This is a genomic window from Capnocytophaga sp. oral taxon 412 str. F0487, assembly GCF_000271925.1.
Taxonomy (GTDB): Bacteria; Bacteroidota; Bacteroidia; order Flavobacteriales; family Flavobacteriaceae; genus Capnocytophaga; species Capnocytophaga ochracea.
The window spans coordinates 1-24986 of the sequence record NZ_AJZR01000006.1; the positions used below are offsets into that span (position 1 = coordinate 1).

General features: G+C 38.0%; 14 protein-coding genes and 2 tRNA genes. 1 reads left to right on the top strand and 15 read right to left on the bottom strand.

Annotated elements, in window-relative coordinates; genetic code table 11:
- Positions 1–61: 61 nt before the first annotated feature.
- The 6 genes from HMPREF1321_RS00635 to HMPREF1321_RS00660 all read right to left on the bottom strand — a co-directional run bounded on the left by HMPREF1321_RS00635 (position 62) and on the right by HMPREF1321_RS00660 (position 15711).
- Positions 62–511 (bottom strand): hypothetical protein, encoded by a 450-nt coding sequence (locus HMPREF1321_RS00635; protein ID WP_009420959.1) that lies wholly within the window; start codon positions 509–511, stop codon positions 62–64.
- Position 512: 1 nt separating this feature from the next.
- Entirely contained in the window at positions 513–968 is a 456-nt protein-coding gene (locus tag HMPREF1321_RS00640; protein ID WP_009420924.1) for a hypothetical protein, read from the bottom strand.
- A gap of 386 nt (positions 969–1354) precedes the next feature.
- The gene (locus HMPREF1321_RS00645; protein ID WP_034575386.1) at positions 1355–13207 is read right to left on the bottom strand and encodes a T9SS type B sorting domain-containing protein; all 11853 of its coding nucleotides are present in this window, start codon (positions 13205–13207) and stop codon (positions 1355–1357) included.
- Positions 13208–13693: 486 nt separating this feature from the next.
- A tRNA-Met gene (locus tag HMPREF1321_RS00650) sits at positions 13694–13766 on the bottom strand.
- A gap of 71 nt (positions 13767–13837) precedes the next feature.
- Positions 13838–14947 carry an alanine racemase gene (gene alr, locus HMPREF1321_RS00655; RefSeq protein ID WP_002672735.1) on the bottom strand — a complete coding sequence of 370 codons (1110 nt, stop codon included), beginning with the start codon at positions 14945–14947 and terminating at the stop codon, positions 13838–13840.
- The gene (locus HMPREF1321_RS00660; RefSeq protein WP_034575388.1) at positions 14944–15711 is read right to left on the bottom strand and encodes an enoyl-CoA hydratase/isomerase family protein; all 768 of its coding nucleotides are present in this window, start codon (positions 15709–15711) and stop codon (positions 14944–14946) included. Before HMPREF1321_RS00660 ends, alr begins: the two co-directional genes overlap by 4 nt.
- Before the next feature lie 89 nt (positions 15712–15800).
- On the opposite strand from HMPREF1321_RS00660, the gene HMPREF1321_RS00665 reads away from it, so the two are divergent.
- Positions 15801–15874: transfer RNA gene (locus HMPREF1321_RS00665), tRNA-Ala, on the top strand.
- 560 nt (positions 15875–16434) lie between these two features.
- Here the strand turns inward: HMPREF1321_RS00665 and nqrF are convergent.
- The 9 genes from nqrF to folE all read right to left on the bottom strand — a co-directional run bounded on the left by nqrF (position 16435) and on the right by folE (position 24966).
- Complete coding sequence (gene nqrF, locus HMPREF1321_RS00670) at positions 16435–17748, bottom strand: NADH:ubiquinone reductase (Na(+)-transporting) subunit F (protein ID WP_009410222.1); 1314 nt, start codon at positions 17746–17748, stop codon at positions 16435–16437.
- Positions 17732–18475, bottom strand: coding sequence for an NADH:ubiquinone reductase (Na(+)-transporting) subunit E (gene nqrE, locus HMPREF1321_RS00675; RefSeq protein ID WP_009421025.1), 744 nt, complete (start codon positions 18473–18475; stop codon positions 17732–17734). Before nqrE ends, nqrF begins: the two co-directional genes overlap by 17 nt.
- 20 nt (positions 18476–18495) lie before the next feature.
- Positions 18496–19143 carry an NADH:ubiquinone reductase (Na(+)-transporting) subunit D gene (locus tag HMPREF1321_RS00680; RefSeq protein ID WP_009420940.1) on the bottom strand — a complete coding sequence of 216 codons (648 nt, stop codon included), beginning with the start codon at positions 19141–19143 and terminating at the stop codon, positions 18496–18498.
- Positions 19144–19149: 6 nt separating this feature from the next.
- Positions 19150–19887: a Na(+)-translocating NADH-quinone reductase subunit C gene (locus HMPREF1321_RS00685; protein WP_009421015.1), complete on the bottom strand. Its 738-nt coding sequence runs from the start codon at positions 19885–19887 to the stop codon at positions 19150–19152.
- Positions 19888–19890: 3 nt separating this feature from the next.
- Positions 19891–21120, bottom strand: coding sequence for an NADH:ubiquinone reductase (Na(+)-transporting) subunit B (locus HMPREF1321_RS00690; protein WP_009421023.1), 1230 nt, complete (start codon positions 21118–21120; stop codon positions 19891–19893).
- Positions 21117–21641, bottom strand: coding sequence for a ClbS/DfsB family four-helix bundle protein (locus HMPREF1321_RS00695; RefSeq protein ID WP_009410217.1), 525 nt, complete (start codon positions 21639–21641; stop codon positions 21117–21119). The genes HMPREF1321_RS00690 and HMPREF1321_RS00695 overlap by 4 nt, the downstream gene beginning before the upstream one ends.
- 5 nt (positions 21642–21646) lie before the next feature.
- Positions 21647–22522, bottom strand: coding sequence for a hypothetical protein (locus tag HMPREF1321_RS00700; RefSeq protein ID WP_009420953.1), 876 nt, complete (start codon positions 22520–22522; stop codon positions 21647–21649).
- A gap of 40 nt (positions 22523–22562) precedes the next feature.
- Positions 22563–23918 carry a Na(+)-translocating NADH-quinone reductase subunit A gene (locus tag HMPREF1321_RS00705; RefSeq protein ID WP_009421004.1) on the bottom strand — a complete coding sequence of 452 codons (1356 nt, stop codon included), beginning with the start codon at positions 23916–23918 and terminating at the stop codon, positions 22563–22565.
- Between the two features lie 376 nt (positions 23919–24294).
- Positions 24295–24966: a GTP cyclohydrolase I FolE gene (folE, locus tag HMPREF1321_RS00710; protein WP_009410213.1), complete on the bottom strand. Its 672-nt coding sequence runs from the start codon at positions 24964–24966 to the stop codon at positions 24295–24297.
- Between the last annotated feature and the right edge of the window lie 20 nt (positions 24967–24986).

A 24986-nucleotide genomic window follows, 5' to 3' on the forward strand; every position in this document is an offset into this window, starting at 1 on the left:
TGAGCAACCGCACCCCACTATTAACAATAGCAGCAGTGCTAAAAATGTTTTTGTTTTCATTTTAATTACTTTTTTGAATGTTAAAACTTACATTGGCATTGTTAGGTAGTTTTTTAACAACAATACCATAGAGAAAAGTATCAGGTTTTGTTGCCAATCCTGATATTTTAACTGTTAGACTATAGTTATTAGCCTTTATTTTCACGAATTGGAAATGAAAATCAGCTTGATTAGCATAATTATCATATCCTAATAAAAGAGTTTCTGTTGTAAAATCTATATCCTTAAACTGTTCAAGAGTACTAAATTCTACATTAGAAAATGCACTATCCAATGCTTTTTTATTTTGTATCACTTTATAGGTGCCAAATTTTTCATCACCCAAATAAACTCTTATCTTAGATATTTCTCTTACAATCACAGCCTCAGGAGAAGTATCCTTGTCTGTTTTTGAACAACCACAACCCGCTATTACTAATAGCAGTAGTGCTAAAAATGTTTTTGTTTTCATTTTAATTACTTTTTTGAATGTTAAAACTTATATTAACATTGTCAGATATTTTCTTCACTATAATACCATAATAAAGTACTCTTGGTTGAGTAAAAAATGTATCCGAAAGACCAACTTCGAGAGTATACTCATTATTCCCTTTTTTTCTAAAATCGTAAGATTTCACCCCATAAGTATGAACAAAAAACTTACTTCCTAATAAAACAGTCTGTGTAGAAAAATCTATTTCTTTAAAAATAGTTCTTTCTCCTAGATTCTGATTAGGAAACAAATCTTGTAATTCTTTCCTACTCTGGATTACTTTTAGAGTATCTTTCTCAAGATTAATTCCCAAGAGTTGCTCTTGAGGAATTTCTCTTACAATCACAGCCTCAGGAGAAGTATCCTTGTCTGCTTTTGAGCAACCGCACCCCACTATCACCAATAGCAGTAGTGCTAAAAATGTTTTGATTTTCATAGTTATATTGCTTTTAAAGTTTTATGCTACAAAGTTACGAAAAAATTTGTTATAATATATTGTATTTTACAGAAATCTTTGTTGGGTCATCTATTTTATGATTTACAGCTATATTTTTATTATTCTTAAAATCCAGTGGCAAAGCTGAGCAATCCACAAAACACTTGTCTGCTGTTCTACAATACTCTCCATTTCTCTCAAAGGTCACCAAGCAATCAAGCTTCTTTAATCAATTTGTCTTAAAAAGCTAAGCCTCTACTTGTTTAATTTTTATAGATTTGTAAGGCTAAAGCCTTACTCTTTTTACGTTGAACTTCCATAATAAATTAAAAAAAAGAGCTGTTCAGCAATGAACAGCTCTTTTTAGTTATGAAAACTATTAACGATTATCGGTATAATGTAAAGTTGCCGTAGAACTCACGTTTGTCGTATAATTCATCGTTCACCTCAATGATATACCAGTAGTCACCAGCTGGTAAGCTACGACCGTCGTAATTACCATCCCAACCCTCTCCTGATCTGAGCAGTGCTACACGTCTACCATAGCGGTCGAAGATGTAGAAGCGAGCATTCACGTTGTTGTCTAAGTTTTTAGGTTTCCAAACATCGTTAATTCCATCGCCATCTGGAGTGAAGAAGTTCGGTACTTCAATGTCAAGATATTCTTTTTCTATCGTCATTGTACGTACACAACCTTGTGCATCTTCCACCTTCACTTCTATGATTTTAATGCGTCTGCCATTATCTATTCGTTCAGGGTCATTATGCTTGATTTTGTATACACGGTTATCGCCACTATCTACTCCGTTGAAGTAGTAAGTATAGCCCTTCACTGTGCTAGTTACCCCTCCTGTAGCTATCACTTCTATCGTATTGAGGGTAGTGTTGGTTACCTGACTCAATACAAGCGGAGTGATTTGATCTACCGTAAAGGTCTTGCTTGTTGTACAATATCCTGTGATAGGAGCTACCGCAGTGTAATGTATATGAATAGTTTGAGTGCGGGTTGTTCTATCAAAGTTATCGATATAAGCTATATTACCTACCGTACGAGTAAAGGCTGTACGACTTGCTGTACCGTTAAGACTATAAGTTATCTTAGAGTAATCTACTTCTGTATTTCTGAAACGTACTATCAAATGGTCTACATAGTTATTAGTATTCATTTCACAAGTACCTTCTTGTTCTACATAGCTTATAGCTATATCAGGGAACTCTTCTACAGTAAAGCTGAGTGTCTTAGTCATCGTACACTTATTAGTATCTTGTATCACTACTTGATAATAAGTGTTCTTAGGTGATGGAGCTAATCCTGAGAACGTTTCTGATGAACCTGCTGTTACTCCTGAGCGTCCGTCTATCTTTTGGTTATTATCAGCTCTCACGATATTCACTGTATAAGAACCTGTACCGCCTGCGATATTGTGAACTGTTACACTTCCTCCATTCTCACCATAGCAAGTAAAGAAGGTTGAGTTAGTCACATCGATATCAGCAGTAATAGGTTGTGGATTCGTAAAGGTATAGCTTCCTGCTACGGTTACTGAACAGTTCTTAGCATCTACTATATCCACACGGTAAGTACCTGGTTTAATACCTGTAAAGGTTGCTTCACCTTCATTAGTAGCTATTTCAGGTAAATCACTGCCCGTTGCCGATGTTCTCACTAAAATATAGTGATAAGGACGTGCTCCTCCTGTTACACCTGTTACTTTAAGAGTACCGTCATCAGCATCAATACAAGTGATTGGGGTTGTGGTTACTGAAATAGTAGAGGTATTGATACCACTATATGGGTCAATAGTCACACTCAAAGTACCTGTAGCGGTTGCACAACCTAAGGCATCGGTTACTGATATAATATAGCTACCTGCGTCTAAGCCACCAAACTCAATTCCTGGAGCACCTGCTCTCACATTAGTTTGTACGTGTGGAGTACCACCTCCTACAGGAGTAAGTGTTACAGTAAAGGTTTCTTGACCTCCTACTACTGTTAAGGCTGCTACCCCATTCTTATTAGCACAATCGACAGATACTTTTTGTCGAGCATCTCTCACTTCTATCTCAGCAGGGTTAGAAGGAATAGTAAAGCGTGTTTTCGGTACTTTACATCCTACTCCATTCACTGTTACTTCAATATCATATGAACCACCTTTCAAGTTCACAGTAAAGCTACGTGTACCTGCTGGTATCGTTGCCGAAGTAGAAGTAGCTACTGTAGCTCCCACTGAGGTAATGGTATAAGTATATCCATTTGTTGATTGATCGCCGTTAGAAAGGTCTGTATCCACTAATCCAAGTGTGATAGAACCATTGTCGTTATGGCAAACCGCTCTGACTGGGTTAGTTGATTCTATCGCAAAAGTATTAGGCTGTCTAATACTGTGTACTCCTGTAATGCTACAACCAGTACGTTCATTAATTACTTCTATTGTATAATTGCTATTACCAAAGCCACTTGAACCTATAAGTGGTACACTAAGGGTAGTAGCAGTAGTAGAAGTAATAGTCACAAATCCATTATCAGTACCTCGGATAGTATAGCGCAATGGAGTGCCTGCTATATAAGTAGGCGTTACCGTTAAGCTAATATTTATCACTTCATCTACCACACAAGTTACTGAGGTAGTTGTAGTAATGCTCATTGAGGTAAGAGCAAAGGCAGGAGCTACTGTTACGCTAGCGGTATTGGTACTACAAGTGCCTGAAGCGTCTTTTATGCTTACGTAGAAGCTACCTCCATTGAGGTTTGTTAAGGTGTACTCAGTACCTGTACCTAAACTATTACCTGCTCCGTCAAAGAACTCAGTAGTATAAGGTGGTATACCTCCTCGTATCTTAGTTACGTCTACGCTTACTTTTGGTGTAGTCATTCCTGCACCTCCCTCACATACATATTGAGTAGCTGAAAGAACATCTGCATCAAAGCTCAAAGGCTCTGGTGAAGTAAGTATTGTTTCTACCATTGCAGTACAACCTGTACTATTAGTAACGGTTATTTGGTATCTTACCCCTTGCGTAGTACCTCGTAGCTGTGTAAAGGTAGCATTATGAGTTCCTGCGGTTGAAGGCGTAGTGGTTACCGTTACGTTGCTACCATCGGTTAAGTCTATGGCACTTGTAATTCTAAATGTATAGGTATCAGGGTCGGTAGGGATAGCTACGTCTATGCTTCCTGTTGGGGTAGCTGTGAGACCTAAGTTACATTTTTCGTTATAAGCTTGAGTTACTATGGTCGATGGGTCGATAGGTGTTGGGTCTACCACTTGAACTTCTTTCACGATAGGACAATCGCGTGTTTCAGCATCAAATATACTGATGCGGTAGGTAGCAGCCTCAGTTGGGTTGGTAATAGTTACTATACCACCTGCTGGCAAGGCTACATTCTCTCTGATAATTTCACCTGCTAACGAACCGTTATCTAAACGCTCTAAGGTATAGCTGTATACACCTGTACCTCCAGTGGCTACTACGGTTATTTCAGCCGTAGGTGTAGCACACGTTTTTACTTTGCTTACGGTAGCCGTAGCTGTGATGATAGCCGTAGTACTGAATGTTGTACTAGTAGCACAACCATTCACATCTTTCACAACGATAGTGTGATTTATTAATGGGCTTACTTCTACCTCAAAGGCTTGATTAGCTATTGTCCAAACCACAGGCTGATCAGCACTACCATCTAAGGTGTAATAGTGGTTACCTTGACCTATCTGGTTGAGGGTCACTCTCACTGGTATCTTACCTGTTATATTGTTATAGGCTTGGCAATTCAAGGCTGTAACATCCGATATACTTGGTACATCAAACATTCCTATGGTTACAGCAGCGTGCTGTATACAGCCATAAGCATCGCTTACATATACATCCCAGTTACCTGCTGGCAAGTTGATGTAAGTAGAAGCTTGCGCAGTGCCTGTCATTACCGCTGGGTTATAAGCTCCACCTGCGGTTACATAACCGTAAGTATAGCTTGCTGTACCTCCTTTGATATTCAACCACGCTTGACCAAGTGTACTACAAGAGGCTTTCTGAGTAGCTATAGTAGATACTTGTAATGCTACCGCTGAGCGTTTTACTTCAAATGGGAAGGCTTTCACGCAACCTGTATTTTCAGTAAACTCAATATAGTATTTGCCTGCTGGCAAGTTACTATTGGTGTTTTGTGGGGTATGGAACGGAGCTGTTACACTTCCTCCTACACCTACTTGTTGGTGATTATCTTCTCTGAATATCTTCCAAGTAATAGCTGTTGTGCTACCTTGGAAACCTGTTAAGGTATAGCTTACTGTACCGTCATTACCTCCTGCACATTTCACATTGGCTACTTGTAAGGTAGCACCTAATGTAGAAGCCGTAGGCACTGGCATAGTAGCTTGTTGAGTATATCTACAACCTGTTGTGATGTTGTACACCACAAAGGTATATTGAACACCAGGTGTTAAGTTTGGTATTTTCACAGCTACTCCTGCACCAGAAGCAGTTCCTTTATACCAAGTATCAGTACCTCCATTAAGGTTAGTGGTTGTTACTTGTGTTGCTGTTGATGCATTTGGTGGATTTACAATTCCTGGACGATATACAGCAAAGTAAGCATTGGTAGTTGCACTGAATGTAGTGCCATTACTTGCCTTAATAACCATACTACTTGTAGTTGTACAACTTGTAGGCGTTTCAGCAGTGATAGACATTACATTAGAATTAGGATTAATTACAGTGCTAAGTTTAGTTTCACAACTATTAGCATCAGTAATGGTAATATCATAATTACCATAATCCAAACCAGTGAACTCTGTTGGCATATTATTAGAAGCGGTTAAAGTATGTGTACTTTCATAACCGTTCAAGTTATTTCTCAAATGTACTGCAAAAGGTGGAGTACCTCCTCCATTAACAAGAGTTACAGTGATAGCCGCTAAATCAGCTGCTGCTGAGGTACAGCCCATTTGTTTAGTAACCGTAGCAGTAGCAGTAAGCTGTGGTACTGCTCCTACAGTAAAGGTTTGGGAAGCCACACAACCACGATTATCGGTTAATTCAGCTACATAGTTACCTTGTGCTAAAGCAGTAGCTGATTGTACAGTTCCTCCAGTATCTTTAATCACTAAGGTATACGAAGCAGTACCTACATAGTAATCATTTGGTGTAATTGTTACTGAACCATTCGCTTTTCCACAAGTAGCTTTGGTAGTAGTGAACGGTTTCAAGAAGCGAGGTGAATCGCTTAATAAAGTGATGTAACGTTCAGCAGTACATTCGCTACCGTCAGGTTTATAGGTTACTTGGAATCTAATAACAGTAATAGTGGCTACGCTCACTGCTACAGTAGCTTGTGAAGGAGCCGTAGCTATGGTAGTATAAGTTACACCATTATCTACACTGTATTTAAATTCTTTCATTGCTGTTGGGATACCGCCTTGTGCTGTAAGGGTGTAGGTTACACTACCTCCTTTACAATCAGCATACTGTTGGGTAGTAGGCGATACCTGTAATGTCAATGGGTCGTATACTTGGGTAGTAACAGTTGTACTACAACCAAATCCATCAGTTATAACAAAGGTATGGTTTCCTGCTGGCAAAGCATCAGGATATACATAGCTATTAGTGTTGAATGAATAGATAGCTCCTCCCACACGTTGTACTTTATAATTACCATTACCACTGAGCATTGTAATAACTACTTTCTTCTCATCACCTGTTCTATAACAGTAAGATTGAGGTTCGGCAGTCGCTGAAATAGTAGCTTTATCTTCAATCTCAAAAGTAGTTTCTGTTTTACATCCATTAGCATCAGTTACTACTAAACTATAGGTTCCTGCTACAAGGTTATTAAACTCATAAGGGTTAGGCGTTTTAGCAGCTGGCTGTGGAGCACTTAAAGTACCTGTTACCAATCCCACTTGATACTGATAACCTGGTGTACCTCCCGTAGCCGATACTTTTACTTTAGCCTTTCCTCCATTGTAACAAGTTATTTTCTCCATTACTACGGCAGTAGGTACAATAGAAGTAGGTTCTCCTATCTTGTAACCCGTTTGTAAGGTAGTAATACAGTTTGGATTATTAGCATCTTGTACAGCTACTGCACCGTTTTGAGTAGCACTTAATCCTGTAATGGTAAAGACTCCTTGTGCGTCAAGGGTAGTCGTAGTCCAAACCGCTTGATAAGGATCAATAGAATATTTAACAGTATTAGAAGCTGGATTTATCACTCTAATACGCACTTGTCCGTCACTAGCTCCTTTACAGCTTACATTCTTCTCAGCACCATATTTCTCAATACGCATTTGCTTGAATTTCTCAATATTCACTAATTGAGAAACTTGTGAAGCACAATATTGTGTAGCCTGTGCTACTTTAATATTATCCACAGCATAATCATTGCCTAAGTTACCATAACTTGCGGCCGCTGTATTTACAATCTTAACGATAAGAATACCATCGGTAAGACCTGTTAATTCAGCTTCGGTAAAGGTAACACTTACATTCTTCCAGCTTGTAGCATTCACAGTGCCTACATTCTTGCCACGAAGCAGATCTCCATCGCTCTTGTGTAATTCTACACTGAAACGAGGTGCTACTCCTGAAGTACTTGAAATAAGATTCAAGGCATCAAAACTTACAGTTATAGGAGTAAGAGCAGTTGCTCCTGTAATGCGTTTTTCATACACTAATTCGCTACTACCATTTCCTGCAATAGCCAAATAACGTCCTCCCGAAGGGTCAGTAGGCGATGGTACCCAAGAGGCATTAGTACCTACTTGTTTAGTAACTACATAATTACCATCAGCTAAGTCACCATCAGTCTTACACACTAAACCTGTAGTGGCTCCTGATAAGCACTCATTAGCACCTTTGCCAAAATCTTCTACGTATAGTACATTAGGCGTAGTAGCTGTATTCAAAGTTTTATAGTACACAGTAATAGAGTGCGTACCTGGCGCTAACCATCTACTGAAAGTATTACCTGCGATAGCTGTTTTACCACTACCATCTATACTGTATTCATAAGTTTGACTAGTAGTTGAAGCTATCGTTACAGTTACCATTCCATAACCATTATCACAACGATAAGTAATAGGGTTGGCAACGGTAAGAGTTGGTACGGTTTGCGCAACAATATTCACAGGGATAACAATACGGCAATCCTTACTATCTTTTACATACACATTACCTGAACCTCCCATAAAGCCAACGTTATTGGTTCCATAAGTAGTTTCTCCATCAAAACTATAACGGTAAGGAGGTGTACCTCCTGCAACATTGTTTACCGCTATTTTATATTGATTACTTGCATCGCAATCTTTATCGGCTACTACTCCTGCAAAAGCTCTAAGAGGATCTTTAGTAGGGGTAATTACAATAGGTTTCTGACTGTAAGTACATATATTACCCCCTACATTCGATTTCATTTCTATCTCATAGCTTCCTGCGGGCAAACCAGTAAATAATCCTCCTGAACTTGTCTTGAAAGCAGGTGTGATGCGATTACCATTATTATCTAACTTATACAAGTTAATAGTACGATTTTGGTGTTGGCTACCTGCTGGGAATATCATATTGATATGTCCACTATTAGGATTGCTTTCGCACTCAATTTCTTGAGTTACCGACAAGGTATAGCTATGTGGATCTGGTGGTGTAATCGTTACCTTGTTAGACAAAGCAAACTTACCATTATCCATATCACCTACTATAAATACATACTCTCCTACTTGGGTAATATTTGGTACATCTACATCTACGCTTGTTTGGTGTCCTAACTGTAATGCAATAGGTGTAGCAGAAGCAATTGCCGTTTGTTCGTCAGCAAATTGTTGTACTCCATTGATACTCCAAATATAGAAACGATAAGTAGGTTTACCTCCTTCAGCTTTAAGTTGTAATTTAGCAGTGTTACAATCTTTCCAACCTTTGAAGGCAGCAGTCATTGTCATTTCAGTGAGCTTATCTATCGTTACATTACCATTATACTCACAACCTGGTATTTGTACTGAGGTAACCTTAATATCATAAGTATCTTGTCGCAAGTTAGGAATACGATAATCATTTGTATTGATATTGTCAGTTCTTAGAAGTACAGCTCCTTTGTAGATTTCTACCTTATAGTTTACACCACTAGTGCTAAGAGTTAATCTCACTGAACCTTGTGAATAGTTTGTTTCATCAATCTTATCAGTAAGGTTACCACTTAGTCCTGCTGTAAATACTTCAAAATAGAAGTTTTCATTACAATCTTTCAAGTGTAAACGATATTTACCAGCACTATTAGCTGTAAAGGTAGCGTTAGAATGTACCGGATTCCAACAATTATCATCGGTATTACGACAATCAGGAGAAGTTTCTGTACAACCTCCACTCCATTGTTGCCATTCAAAAGCAGTGTTTTTATAGCTTACCGTAATATTCTTACTTCCTCCTTGACAGAAGTAGAAGTGGCTTGTCCAACTACCATCACCAGGACAAGTTACCCCTATATTCTGAGCTTGTGCGCGAATAGGGTCAGTAGTAGGTGAAATACCTTGATAGTTGATAGTTTCTACTGTTACTACTGAAACTCCTTCACAAAAATTCGTTTTCTCTACTTTATAAACACCTGGTGAATTAGCAACAATTGATTGTTTTGTTTCTCCTGGTATGAGGCTTCCATTCTTATACCATTGATAACTTGTAAAGCCTCCTACAGCTTCAAAAGTCATCGCTCCAGTACCACAGAACACTTCCTGACGATTGCAATCCGTTGTATTTATGGTGATTGTTTCAGTACCTGCTTCCGTTTGTTGATTTCCTGTACAACCCGCAACTCCTCCTTCGTAGTCTATATTCATAGACGTTTTCAAGAAGTTCTCACAAGGTTTTAAAAAGTCATTACAATCGCCTACAAGTTTAAGAGGAATACGTATTGTACGAGCAGGGTCTCCTGCTTTAAGCGTAGATTGTAATTGTACGCCTCCTGCTGTACCTCCTATCACAAACTGATAGCTCTTAGTAGCATTGTTATAGCTACTTTGAGGATGAGGATTATTCACTGTGCCATCACCTGCCCCATTAAGGTCAGGGTTACCATTAGTAACTACGGTAGTATTAGCGGGAAGTTTTACATTTATAGTTGCTTTATTGATATTTTCTGAACCGTCGTTCTGATAAGTAAGTACATAGAAGAACTCCTGATTAGGGGTCAACTGAGTGATAGTATTTCCCGAAGTATCAGTATAACGATGGTTCGATTTTAGTTTAGTAGCGTTAGATTTCACTGTTACAGTGAAAGAACAACTAATGGTATTTCCTTTTACATCAGAAAACGCATAGGTAACGGTATGAACTCCTATATTGAAATAATATGGAGGTGTATGGCTCTTTGTAGTAGTGATAGTACCACTACAAGTGTTATAAGCCGAAGGCTCCTGCCAATTTACCGATTTACCACAGGCTCCCTGATCAGCAAAAACTGTAATATCATTAGGACAAGGTGTTCTAAACTTAATGGCATCACTTCCTGAAGCCACCTGTACAGTAGTAGATTTAGTGTATACTTTAGCATTACCACAACCTATACCTGGCTTCAAGTTATATTCAGCCAAATAGTGAGTAGTGGTCGTAATATCCTCAGAGAATGAAGGTCCCGATTGAAGTGGAGACGAAGTAGTTTTTTGTCCATTAGCATCAAGCTTAAACCATCGGATATCAAAAAGATGTCCTGATACTCCAAGAAATACTTTAACTGTATTAGTTTCGCATAATCCTGATTTATCCACTAATAAATAAGGATCAAAATCACCAGTACTATTTATCTCAATATCTTTATTTACTGTTTGGCAACGGTGAATAGTCCTCACCATATAGTGCCCCATAGGTAAATTAGAGAAAATATGATAATATTGGTTTTGTGACTGCTGGTAAGTTGCTTTTTTTACAAAAGTAGTTTGAGTAGAAGTAGCACTCGGTTTAGAGTACAGCTCATAGGTAACAGGGAAAGCCACTTGCTGTCCTGTTAAATCTACTGAAATCATACCAGTGTTGCTACCACTATTACATACTGCAGGGTTTAAAATAGGATTTATTTTTGTTAAATCTCCTATAGTAATTTCTCCGTAAATATTACCTCCTATGAAAGGGGTTGTAGGATCTGTTAATGACCAAATATCATAAATCCCCTTAGAATCGGTAAGAAAACCTAGTGTTGGAATTGCTCTATTACTATATAATCTATATTTTCCAGGTAATAAATTTGAAAAAGTTCCATTTGCTCCTTCCTTATAAATTTTAGTTCCATCAACCTTCACTGGTTCCCATCTACGCCTACCATTAGCATCCTCCACTTGTTTTTCTAAATATACTTGTTCTTGTCCATAGCTACGATAAGAAATAGAACGTCCTATATCATAGTTTATCTGTCCAACTTCACAATCGCGTTGATATTCTAATTTAGGAGTATAACGGATTGCAGGTAAAAAAATATCTTTTGTAGTAGTATTATTACAAACATCAGTAACAGTAATTCTGTAATTGCCAGAAGGTAGATTATTATAACCAAATGTACCTCCAGAGGAAGTAGTATATTCTATTGGATAGGTAATGGTACGTGTAACAGTAGCTGACCAAGCAATCTTGCCTTGATAAGTAACCGATTTAGTACCATCTACAGGAGCTATCTTAAATTTTAAAGGATAGTAATAATCATTTTGCAAGTTATAGAAACCAAAACCTCCTGTTCCTTCATAAGAACCATAGCCTATATTAATATTTTTCCAAATGTTATCAATCGGATTAGTAGATGTCTGTTTATTGTATATTACTTTTACTTCCGAAGTACAAGTACCTTTACAAGTAGATGGGTCAGTATAAGTGAGACGATAAAGTCCTTCTCCTGTACCACCATTTAGAGTAATAAGACCATTATGACCAGAAGTTATCCATTGTGCATGACCTGTAACAGGAATAGTTGCCAATGGAACATTTACCCAAGGACCTGCCGAGGTACCACTAGTACTTCGCTCTAATTTAAAGTTTTGTATCTCTTGCTTACTAGGCCATTCTATATAATATTTATAAGTTCCTCCATCTAAATTAGGAAGTTGTCTATTAGATTCAAAATATTTAACTTCATAATAAATCTGCAATAGTTTTTCAACAGTTCCACAAGTTCCTTTTTTATGGCGCTCATAGGAACGATTATTTGTAAATAATACTTCTGAAGAAGGACAAGAAGGTGTTGCTACTTGCTTGTCGTCCAATTTAACTCTTTCTACAATAGTATTTTTAGGTCCTTTTATAGTAATCTGTATTTCATCACCTTTACGCAGCTCGTGTGTATCTACTTCTACAGAGGTATTTCCATCATACTTAAGTTGTATTTTTTTATAGCGACGGCTTAAAATGCGTATTTCTGCATTTCCCTGCTGATTAAAATGATCTCTAAGTACTTCTCTACTCGCATAAGCGGGCAAAACAGCTCCTTTTTCCTTATCAACAAGTTCAATTTTAATCTTAAACCTATCGCAGTTTATTCCCAATCTGGTGAGATAACGCTTATTTGTTTTTATCTCAATACAATCAAAATTCTTTGTATCAGCAGGTATCTGTATATTCGGAAAACGACGTGTTTCCCCACAATCATTGTGTACATTTGTAATATCTCTTATTTGTACTTTTATAGTACTATTCTGAGGAATTCTATGCCCCGCATTACCTCTTACTTCTATATAATTATTACCTATAGGGCGAGTAAAACTTTGTGCAGGAACAAGTACTTGGTCATTCATATCAAGTAAAGTTACCTCAAAAGGACCAATTCCTCCACTAGGTATTCGGAATCTTACTCCTCCATTATCCTTTCCACAAGTAGGAGCTAAAGCCTGCAAGTTCTGGATATTCATTATCTTATAGCTAGAAATAACCTTTACGCTTTTAGCTTCAGAGTTTCCGTTTTTTGCATCATATACTGTTACCGTATAGTTACCAGGATTTAAACTAGTAAAAGTATATTGCCCTGAGGTACCTCCTGCCATTCTCTCTAAACCTGAATCAGTACCGTAACCCTCTAAGCGTACAAAATAACCTTCACTACCAGGCGCAGGACAACCCGAAGGAAGAGGTGATACTGGCTTTGCCTCTACCTTTAGCTGTGCATCGGAGTAACAAGTACCCGCCGTAGGCGTTACTTTTATGTCTATACATTGAGCTGACGCAACTCCTGCGAACATCAAAAACAAAATTGCTGATAAAAACTTTTTCATTATCATTAGTTATTAAACTATGGTATATAAAACTGCTATTCTTAAAACTAATATGTATATTATGTATACAGAGTTAGTGCGACAAAAGTAATCTTTTTTTTTTAATTACACATCATTAAAGTATATATTTTTACGTTTTTAAATCAAAAAAAATATAGGTTTTTCATTTCCAATATTTTACACTATGTTAAAGTCTTGTTAAAGTTTTACCCAAATGCATTTTAGATGTTTTTTAAGTTGTAAAAACTTTTCTTTTTGCAGAAATAAAATACGATTTCAATAATATTTTATCTAACAGATAATATAAGGCACATTAAAAATATCTATAGCGTTAAATTAAATATTGCTAAATTACTTTACATAAAAAGTGAAGAGATGTTTTCTATTTACGGCTACCTTCCTCGTGCAGGAAAATAGCCACAAATCCGATACACTTATTTTAAGAAGTTAGGCGTAATTAGTCTTTAAACCAGACTAATTACGCCTATTTTGTAGCGGGAACTGGACTCGAACCAGTGACCTTCGGGTTATGAGCCCGACGAGCTACCTACTGCTCTATCCCGCGATTTCTGGGTGCAAAAGTACAACCTTTTTTTTTATATACCAAAATTTTTTAGGTATTATTTTTTACACTTTTCACTCTTCTATATATACTCTCTTGATTCTGTGCGCCATAGAGGTAATAAGTTCATACGAAATTGTACCTGCCGATTCAGCTAATGTCTCAGCTGTATGGTCTTTATCAAATACAATTACCTCTCCTCCCTCTTCACAAGGAATATTAGTAACGTCTACCAATATCATATCCATACACACATTACCTATAATAGGCGCCTTCTTCCCATTGATAAATACAAAGCCTTTCCCCTTACCGTAAATACGGTTGATTCCATCAGCGTGACCTACTGGTATAGTGGCTGTTTTAGTAATATGGTCAGCAATGTAACCTCGATTATAGCCTAAACTATCACCTACTTGCAAAGTGTGTATTTGTGAGATAACGCTTTTGAGAGTCATAATAGGCGTAAGATATTGTTGTAGCTGAGCGTCATTGGCAAAGCCGTACATTCCTATACCACAACGCACCATATCAAACTGAGCGTGGGCATAATTCAGTATACCTGAAGTATTACACTGGTGGTAAATTACTTTATGAGAGAAAGTTTTGTTTATCTTTTCTTGAAAAGCAATAAAAGTCTTAATCTGATTTTCAGTAAACTCTTTCTCATTCATATCCTCTGAAGCCGCTAAATGAGAATAAGCCGTTTTCACTGTCACCGTAGTATTATTTTTTAACAAAGTAAGCTCTTGGTCTATTTCATTTAAATCAAACCCCAAGCGATTAAGCCCTGTGTTACATTTAAGGTGCACAGGATATTTTACCAAATGGTGTTTCTCAGCATACTCCAAGAATAGCTTTGTAATACGCTGTGAATATAATGTCGGTTCTAATTTATATTTTACAATATCATCAAAATTAATAGGTTGTGGGTGTAACACCAATATAGGAAGTGTAATACCTGCTTCTCTCAAAGCTTTACCTTCGGAAGTGTAGGCAACTGCAAAGTAATTCGCCAATCCTTTCTTTTGCAAATGTAAAGCTATAGGCACCGAATTATTCCCATAAGAGGAAGCTTTTACCACTCCCAAAAACAAAGTTGTAGGTTTGAGTCGGCTTTTTAAGTAAAGAACGTTTTTTTCTAAGGCGGTAAGGTTAATTTCTAAAACGGTTTCTTCTGTTTTCATTTATTCTTCAATTTTTCTAACATTAATTTTGTTTGCTCTGAAAGTACTAATTTTCCTGAAATAGCTGCATTATTTATGAGTTCTTGTTCCCAATGCTCAGTGTGTTGCCAAGTGATGCGTTTCATTTCCGACAAAGCTACTGGATTGGATTTCAGAAGCGTATCTATAAAATGGTCTATCGCTTCGTCCATATCTTTTGTATTTTCGAACACGCGAGCAATCAACCCTTTTTGTTGAGCCCAATAAGCACTTTTCCATTGGTCAGGAGCCATAAAAAGTTCGTTGAGTGTTGCTTGTCCGGCCTTACGTAAGATTGCAGGAGCAATCACAAAAGGACCTATGCCCAGTGAAAGTTCCGATAGCTTGATACTCACTGCTTCGGTAGCAAACACATAGTCTAAGGTAGCGAGTAAGCCCACTCCTCCACCAACAGCCTTGCCTTGAGCGCGCCCAATAATAAGTTTTTTACAGCGACGCATCGCTAAAAAAAGATGCGCAAAGCCCTCAAAGAATCGTTTTCCTTCTTCTTCATTGCTAACGGCTAAGAGTTCATCAAAAGAAGCTCCTGCACAAAAGGCTCTATCTCCTTCACTTTTGAGAAGTATAATGCTCACTTCTTCATTTTCAGAAAGCGCATCAATTTCTTTAGTAAGTCTGTTTAGCAACTCCAAAGGAAAGGAATTCGCATTAGGATGTCCAAAAGTAGTAACAGCCAGTTTTTTATCTATTTTCGTATACAACGAACCTTGCAATCTATCAGTCATTGTTATTATAAATTTATGGCAAAAGTATAACTTTTTTCGCAAATAGGTTTGGTAATTAGAAAAAATATTTTACCTTTGCGCTTGCAAACGGGGATGTAGCTCAGTTGGCTAGAGCGTTTGGCTGGCAGCCAAAAGGTCGTGGGTTCGAGCCCCATCTTCTCCACAAGCAAAAAAGATGATTAAAAGTTCTACTTTTAATCATCTTTTCTTTGTTTATTCTTCTTCTGTCTGCGAAGCTCACTCTGTTTATCTTTCGACATTCCTTCATTCACTGTTCATTTGCCCGAGCAACTTACACCGTTTATTTTTCGTTATTCCTTCGTTCTTTGTTCATTTGCCCGTGCGGCTCGCACCGTCTTTTGTTCGTCTTTTGTTCGTCTTTTGTTCGTCTTTTGTTCGTCTTTTGTTCGTCTTTTGTTCGTTATTTCATTATCTGCTCTTGTGGTTCACACCGTTTTTTGTTCGTTCATTTTTTTGTCTCACTTTTCCGTTACTACACTCCCTCTCCTTTGGAGAGGGCTGGGGAGAGGATATTTTGTTCGTCTTTCCTTCATCTGCCCGTAGGGCTCGCACCGTCTTTCATATAAGTTTTCTATAAGCTAAGCATACCTTATTCTGGCATTATTGACATTATCGACGTTATTAGTTTTTTCTCTCATTCCATTATCAATAAAAAAATCCGACCTATTGCTAAGTCGGATTTTTGTATAATATAGGTAGTGATTAACCACCAAAGTCGTCGAAACGAATGTTTTCATCAGGCATACCAAAGTCTTGACCCATTTTCTGAACGGCTTTGTTCATCATTGGAGGACCGCAGAAGTACAATTCTATATCTTCTGGGGCTTCGTGTTTGCTCAAATACTGTTCAATTACAGCGTTGTGAACAAATCCTAAGAAACCATCGCCTTCAGGATCATTAATATCTTTCTTCACTTTCCAATTATCTTCAGGTAGTGGTTCAGAAAGTACAATAAAGAATCTAAAGTTAGGGAATTCGCGCTCTAATTCACGGAAATGTTCTACATAGAACAACTCGCGTTTTGAACGACCTCCGTACCAATAAGTAACTTTCCTATTAGTTTTTAAGGTTTTAAAAAGGTGATACAAGTGCGAACGCATAGGCGCCATACCAGCTCCCCCTCCTACATATAACATCTCAGCGTTAGAATCATTGATGAAGAATTCGCCATAAGGTCCTGAGATGGTTACCTTGTCACCTGGTTTACGTGAGAAGATATAAGAAGAAGCTACCCCAGGATTTACGTCCATCCATCCTCCTTTAGCTCTATCAAAAGGAGGCGTAGCGATACGCACATTCAACATTATACGGCGTCCCTCTGCTGGATAGGAAGCCATAGAGTAAGCACGCTCTGCCGGTTCTGGATTCTTCATTACAAGAGGCCATAACTTAAACTTATCCCACTCCATTCTGAATTTATCGGGCTCTCCTGGGTGTTCTTTAGGGTGTGCAGTGATGTCAATATCGGAATATTTCACTTCACAAGCAGGAATTTCAATCTGAATGTATCCTCCTGGTTTGTAGTCCATATCCTCTGGGAGTTCTACCACAAACTCTTTAATAAACGAAGCCACATTATAGTTGCTCACTACAGTAGCTTCCCATTTTTTGATACCAAACACTTGCTCTGGTACGCCTATTTGCATATCTTGTTTTACTTTCACTTGGCAAGCTAAACGCATACCTTCTTTGAGTTCCTTCTTTGTAAAGTGAGGCGTTTCTGTAGGAAGAGCCTCTCCTCCTCCCTCATACACGTGGCATTTACATTGTAAACAAGACCCCTTACCACCACAAGCTGATGGCAAGAAAATCTTCTCGTTACCCAAAGTAGAAAGCAATGAACCGCCGATAGGTACTTCAATTACTTTGTCTTTATTAATTGTAATTTTCACAGGTCCCGATGGGGTTAGTTTCTGTTTTACGTAAAGCAAAATAGCTACTAACAGCAGGATTATTACCAATAATCCTATTACCGTTACCGTAATAGTTGTTAATATTTCACTTGCTAATATCATTGCTTAAATCTTTTGTGTTATGAGCTAATTTATCAGTTTTAACTTCTTGTTGGATAGTAGTCTCTTGTTTAGGAGCTTCTTTAGCTTCCTTTTTGCTGCTACCACCTGTAAGCATACCACCAAAACTCATAAAGCCGATAGCCATAAGCCCTGTAGTGATAAAGGTGATACCCAAGCCACGCAAGGGTGCAGGTACGTGTGAATAACGTATTTTCTCACGGATAGCTGCTAACGCTAAGATAGCGATAGCCCATCCCAATCCTGAACTGAACCCGTAGGCTACTGAAAGACCAAAAGAGTGAATAGTTTCCTCACGTGATTGCATAAAGAGTGACCCTCCCAAGATAGCACAGTTTACGGCTATCAAAGGCAAGAAAATACCCAACGAGTTATATAACGATGGAGAAAACTTCTCTACAATAATCTCTACCAACTGCACCATCGTAGCTACAGTGGCAATGAATAAGATATAGGTAAGGAAGCTCAAATCATAATTAGCATACTCTGGACCTAACCAAGCTAAAGCACCTTCTTTGAGGATATACTGGTTCAACAAGTAGTTCATAGGTACGGTAAGAGTCTGTACAAAAATAACAGCAACTCCTAAGCCTATGGCAGTAGATACTTTTTTAGATACAGCCAAGTACGAACACATACCTAAGAAGGTAGCGAAAATCATATTCTCTACGAATACCGATTTAAAAATCAGTGTTAAATATTCTAACATTTTCTTTTCTTTTTAAATGATTAATGACTGTCTTCTATCAAGGCTTTATTACGTGAACGTTGTACCCACACTACTATACCGTAAGTTACTAATGCCATAGGCGCTAACAACATAAAACCGTTGTTTTCATAGCCCCAAGCATATACACCTGTTTTCTTAATAGGGTCTCCTAATACTTGGAAACCGAGCAAAGTGCCTGAACCTAATAGTTCACGGAAGAAGGCGACGATAAGTAAAGCGATAGAATAACCACCTGCATTACCAATAGCATCTAAGAACGATTTTCCTGGAGGATTTCCTAAGGCAAACGCCTCAAAGCGTCCCATCAAAATACAGTTAGTGATGATAAGCCCTACATATACCGATAGCTGTTTGCTAAGGTCGTACACATAGGCTTTCAGCACAAAGTCCACCACGATTACCAAAGCAGCTGCTACAATTAGCTGGGCAATGATACGGATTTTAGGTGGTATTACATTTCTAAGTAAAGAAATGGTTACGTTACCCATTACAAGTACAAAGGTAAAAGAAAGGCTCATTACAATAGCGGCTTTCAATTGGGCTGTAATTGCCAAAGCAGAACAGATACCCAACACTTGTACCGTTACAGGGTTGTTATCCCATAGAGGGTCGGTTACTAATTTTGTATCTTTTTTTGATAGTCCCATAGTCTCTTATTTGTTTAAACTTTTAATATAGGATATATAAGGCTCTATGCCATCGCGTATCATTGCTTGCACTCCATTACCAGTAAGGGTAGCTCCTGCAATAGCATCTATTTTTCCATCTTCTTTACGTTTGTTTTCAGGGTCACCATTGCTTTTTGAAATTTGAATGCTTTGGAAATTACCTGCAGCATCCAATAAATGTTCCCCGATAAAGTCGTCCATAAAGAAACGTTCTTTGATATTGGCTCCTAAACCAGCAGTTTCTCCTTTATGGTCAAAGAAAACGCCACGTACGATAAGGTCTTTATCTACGGCTATATATCCCCAAATAGCATCCCACAAACCACGTCCGTTTACGGGAATGATGTAGAGGGTAGTTCCATCTTTTTCACCTACATAAAGAGGCAAACCTTCGCGATGACCATTGAAGTTGATAAGGTCGTTAGCACCTTCTACTTTTTCAGCGGTATTTCCTTTGATAAGGTATTGTTCTTTCACATAGTTAGGGAACTGTTTTTCAGCATCAGTTGTAGAAAGAAACTCTACTTTACCACCTCCGAGCTCACCTTGGTTGTGATTTACACCCATAGCGTAGAGAATGTTTTGTTTCTTTTCTAACTTTTTATTGTTACTGATATCGCTGCTCAATGCTGACGAAATACCAGCGAGCAAAGCTCCTACGATTACCACCATTATAATGGCGAAAATCACTGTATACGAATTACTTTCTGTTTTTACTGCCATAATTTATGCGGTTTTAGTAACTGTTTTTAAACGTTTTTTACGACGAGATACATTAGCTTGTACTACGAAGTGGTCGATAGTAGGAGCCAATACGTTCATTAATAGGATAGCAAGCATTACCCCTTCAGGGTAAGCAGGGTTGAAGCAACGGATAGCAATTGCGATGAAACCTGCTAAGAACCCGTAGATATACTTTCCTTTCGTAGTTTGTGCTGCTGTAACTGGGTCGGTAGCCATAAATACAGCTCCGAAAGCCAAACCTCCAATGAGCAAGTGTTGATAAGCTGGTACACTCCAAATAGTGTAGAACTGAGTACCTACCATACTTGGTGCTAAAGCATTGAAGATAGCGCCCATTACCCAAGCTCCTATAAACATACTAACCATCACACGCCAAGAAGCAATTTTAGTATAGATGAGGAATAAACCTGCTAAGAGGATAATGATAGTAGAAGTTTCACCTACTGAACCTGGGATAAACCCGAAAAGAAGGTCAGAATCGGTGTAGTGAATAGGGTGTCCTTGTGCCAAGTTACCCAAGATGGTTTCGCCTGAAACCGCATCTAAGTTTGCTCCAGAAGCAATTTCTTTAGAACGATCTAATACACCTGTTACCCATACTTTATCCCCTGTCATTGAAGTAGGATAAGCAAAGAATAAGAAGGCGCGAATGGTAAGCGCAGGGTTTAAGATATTCATACCTGTACCTCCGAATACCTCTTTACCAATGATTACTCCAAAGGCTACTGCTACAGCAAGCATCCAAAGTGGAATATCTACTGGAACGATAAGTGGCACCAACATACCGGTTACCAAGTATCCTTCCTCTACTTCGTGACCACGAATGGTAGCAAAGATAAACTCAATGCCCAACCCTACTACGTACGACACTACTACAAGAGGAAGTACTTTTATAAAACCAATACTAAAGTTTGTCCAATTCCAAAAATCTCCACTACAAAAAGCTAAGCCTTCAGCGGGGTGTGTTAAGTGACCGAAAGCCACTTCGTGCTGGTAACCTATATTGAAAATACCGAAAATCAAACAAGGAATTAGTGCCAAAACCACCATATTCATTGTTCGTTTTAGGTCGTCAGCAGCCTTAATGTGGGTACCTCCGTGGGTTACCTCATTAGGCGTATAGAGGAAGGTGTGGAGCGCGTTGAAAGTCGTCTCCATCTTCGTTCCTTTATACTTTTCTTTTAATGTATTTAATTTACTTTTTAAACTCATTTTCTTGATGATAAGTAATTATTCTTTTTTATTGATTTACGAATTAGTTTTAAAGCCCAATCGTAATGACTTGATGTTGCCGAAACTAAATAAGAACCTAACGAAGTTGTCTTCGTCCAAGGATATCTTTTCTTTGTAAAAAGTTCCTCATCAGTATGACTTTCTATAATATGAAAAACCTTACTATGTGAATCTTTAAATAGAGAAAACATTTTAGAAAACGGTACTTTTTGGCAACTCTTCCATATCTCTCGATTTAATTTAGGAGTGTCTTTCATAGTATAACCCTCTTTGGGTATTTTAGGTTTACCTCCTTTCATTCCTTCCTCATACCAAGATAAAAAAAGCAAATGCCAATGATATAAATGCCCGAGTACATCTCGGAGATTTCGATTCATTGTTCCCTTAGGAAACTCCTTTTCTCGTTTGTCTTCGGGAATAGTATCAATCAAAGAAATCAATTCATTGTAATTTCTTTCTGCTGATACTACAAGCCCTAATTTAGATTGCGGACGTGCCATAATGTTTAGATTTTACTTTTCAATAAGTCATAAACAGTTTTATCAATACTGAGATATTTTATAAAATCTTCGGTATCAAACTCTATCTTATCTTTCTTATTCTTTTTTGCTGTAGCGTTAGAAACTGAAAGATAATACTCATTAGCCGAGGTATATAAGGTAAAAACACTATGGTTAGTTCCTTTATCACCTCTTTGAATAACTGTAAAAAGTTGTTCCCAATTACCTTGTTCAGCTTGTTGTTTAAAGTCACTTACATTTTCTATATAAGAAAAAGCAGGTAATTCTTCTTCTTTAAACCACTCATCTGCAAGCTCGTTAAAAGGCTCTTTAGCTCTACCTACAGAGGCAACTATTCCCATAATCACAATTACTAAGAATTCAATTACCCAAATAATGGTAAGGAAAACTCCACTCACAGTATTCCCCTTTATAGCCCACGTCCCTTCTTCATTGATAAGTCCTATCAATCCAAAAAGGTCTGATGGATGCCCTAATAAGTACAGCAATTGTTCAATTTGCACATTACTTACGGCTACACCTATTTGCTTATTACCATACACTTCACTCGTATTGATAGCCAAATCAGCCCATACTACCCATTGCAGATAATAAGCAACAAGTGATGCTATGAGAGCAAACAAAATAGCTAAGCCATAATTACGTACTTTACCCAATCTAACTACTAAATAACCAACAGTAAAGGCTATAGCAAAACCAAAACCAAATGTTACTAAGAAGTTAAGATATATAATTGGAATATACCATATTAAGTACGCATAAATAGTTGCCAATATAGGCAATACTATTGTACATACTAATATGAAATACACAAATGATATAGGTGAAAACTTCCCTGAAGGTTTGTAATAATTAGACATATTTCAATTATTTAAAACTGTTTACTTACTTTTATATGAATCAACCTAATTCCGCCATCATTAAATCAAGTCCATCTCTGATAATTTGCTGATGTGGTTGTTTAGATACACATACAAATTCAGTAAGTGCAAAATCTTCTGGTGCTACTTCGTAAGCTCCTAAGTTTTCCAACTCGTCCAAATCCTTATACAAGCAGGCTTTAAGCAGTTGCATCGGATAAATATCCAACGGGAAAACCTCTTCGTACATACCTGTTACCACAAAAGCACGTTGTTCACCATTGGTATTGGTATTGAGGTCGTACTTTTTCTTAGGGTTCAACCACGAGAAAGTAAGCGAACGTGTAAGCGAAATCTTGTTGGTTACTGGTTTTGCCCAACCGAACAAATCATAATCATTTCCTTCGGGAATTGCTGTAATTTGGTCGTCGTAAAAACCTAAGAAGCCTGTTTCACTCACCTTAGTACCAGTAAGCACATCACCGCTAATAATACGGGTTGCAGCCACGTCTTTTACCTGGCTACCCACGACGCCACTGATTTGAGCTCCAGCAAGGGCTGTAACATAGTGAGGTTTCTCAATGCGCGAACCTGTAAGAGCTACTGTACGGGTGAGGTTCACTTTACCTGTTAAGAAGAGTTCTCCTATCACCACCAAATCTTGAGGCGTTACTACCCATACCACTTCACCTTTGTTTATCGGACTGATTTGGGCAATTTGTGTACTGACGTTCCCTGCTGGGTGAGGTCCTGACACATTGTGCACCACTATGCCCTTAAGGTTGCGGAAAGGTGACAACGAGCTGTCTTTGAAAACGGACACGTGTACTTTCCCTGTGGTGAGTTTAGCTAAGGCGGTAAGAGCGGTTTGCAGTGCTTGCTCTTTTCTTTTGAGCACATAGTCGTAATCGGGAGCGAGCGGATTGGTTTTGCAAGCCGACACAAAGATAGCCTTAGGCTTCCCGTCGGGATTGGCAATCACGTCATAAGGGCGTTGTTTGATAAAAGGCCAGCAACCTGATGAAAGGAGGTGTGCCTTAATATCTTCACCCTGCATCTCTTCTACGTCTTTCTTCCCATAGTCTTTGAAGGTTTGTTCTTGACTGGGCGCAATGTGTATTTCCAACACTTTACGACGCTCACCTCGTACAATCTCCTTAATGGTACCACTTACCGGAGAAGGGAACAAAACACGCTCATCACTCTTTGAAAAGAATAGTGCTTCACCTGCTTTCACTTCATTACCCTCACGCAATAAAAGCTTAGGAATAACACCATGAAAATCACTGGGTTTAATACCATACAAAGAGGCAAGCGGAAGCTGTTGTGTAGTTTTATCAGCTTCGCCTTCCAAGTGTATGTCTAACCCTTTTCGAATGCGGATGTCGTTTGACATATAAATAATATTAGTTAGTTTTATTAAATTAGGTGCAAATATACAAATTTATTTTTGATTTAAAATAATCTACTCCTTTTTTTTAGCTCAACATATGAAATTTACGTATAATATCTTCCTATTTCACAGCTAAAAAATAGCCCCCTATTTCATCTATAAACTTTTAAAATTCAATATTTAAACTACTATTCTTTACCTTTCCCTCTCCTAAAATCTTTATTCATAAAAAATACCCCTAAAAGTATCTAAACTTTTAGGGGTATTTTATTCTTTTAATTAACATCTGCTCAATATAACAAATATTATTTTCTATTACCTGCGGTGCTACAGCGTTCTGAGGCACAACATCACCTCCTTACATCAAACTTACATTAGTTTAATGGAATCTCGTGTCTAATTTTATATATTCTAAGAACTCCTTTCTTACCTCAGGGTCTTTAAATTTACCACCAAACTCAGCAGTAACCGTACTGCTATCAATATCTTCTATACCGCGAGAGTTCACACATAGGTGTTTGGCATCTATAATACAAGCCACATCTTCGGTACCGAGAGCGCGTTGCATCTCTTGTACTATTTGCATCGTAAGACGTTCCTGCACTTGCGGACGTTTCGCATAGTACTCTACAATACGATTCATCTTCGAAAGCCCTAACACTTTACCGTTAGAAATATAGCCCACGTGAGCACGCCCCACAATAGGTAACAAGTGGTGTTCACAAGTGGAATACACTACAATATTCTTCTCTACCAACATCTCACCATAATGGTAAGAGTTCTCGAAAGTAGACATCGAAGGTTTGCGCTCTGGTAATAAGCCTCCAAAAATCTCTTTTACAAACATCTTAGCTACACGTCTGGGAGTGCCTTTCAAACTATCATCGGTTAAATCCATTCCCAAAGTATGCAAAATAGCACGTACGTGAGTTTCTATTTCCGCTATCTTTTCGGTTTCACTCATCTGAAAAGCATCTGCTCTAAGTGGTGTAACTGCCGAAGTTGCTATATGGTTATCTCCTAATATATCTTCTTCTTGATTTTTATTCATTGTTCTTTATCTTATGAAAG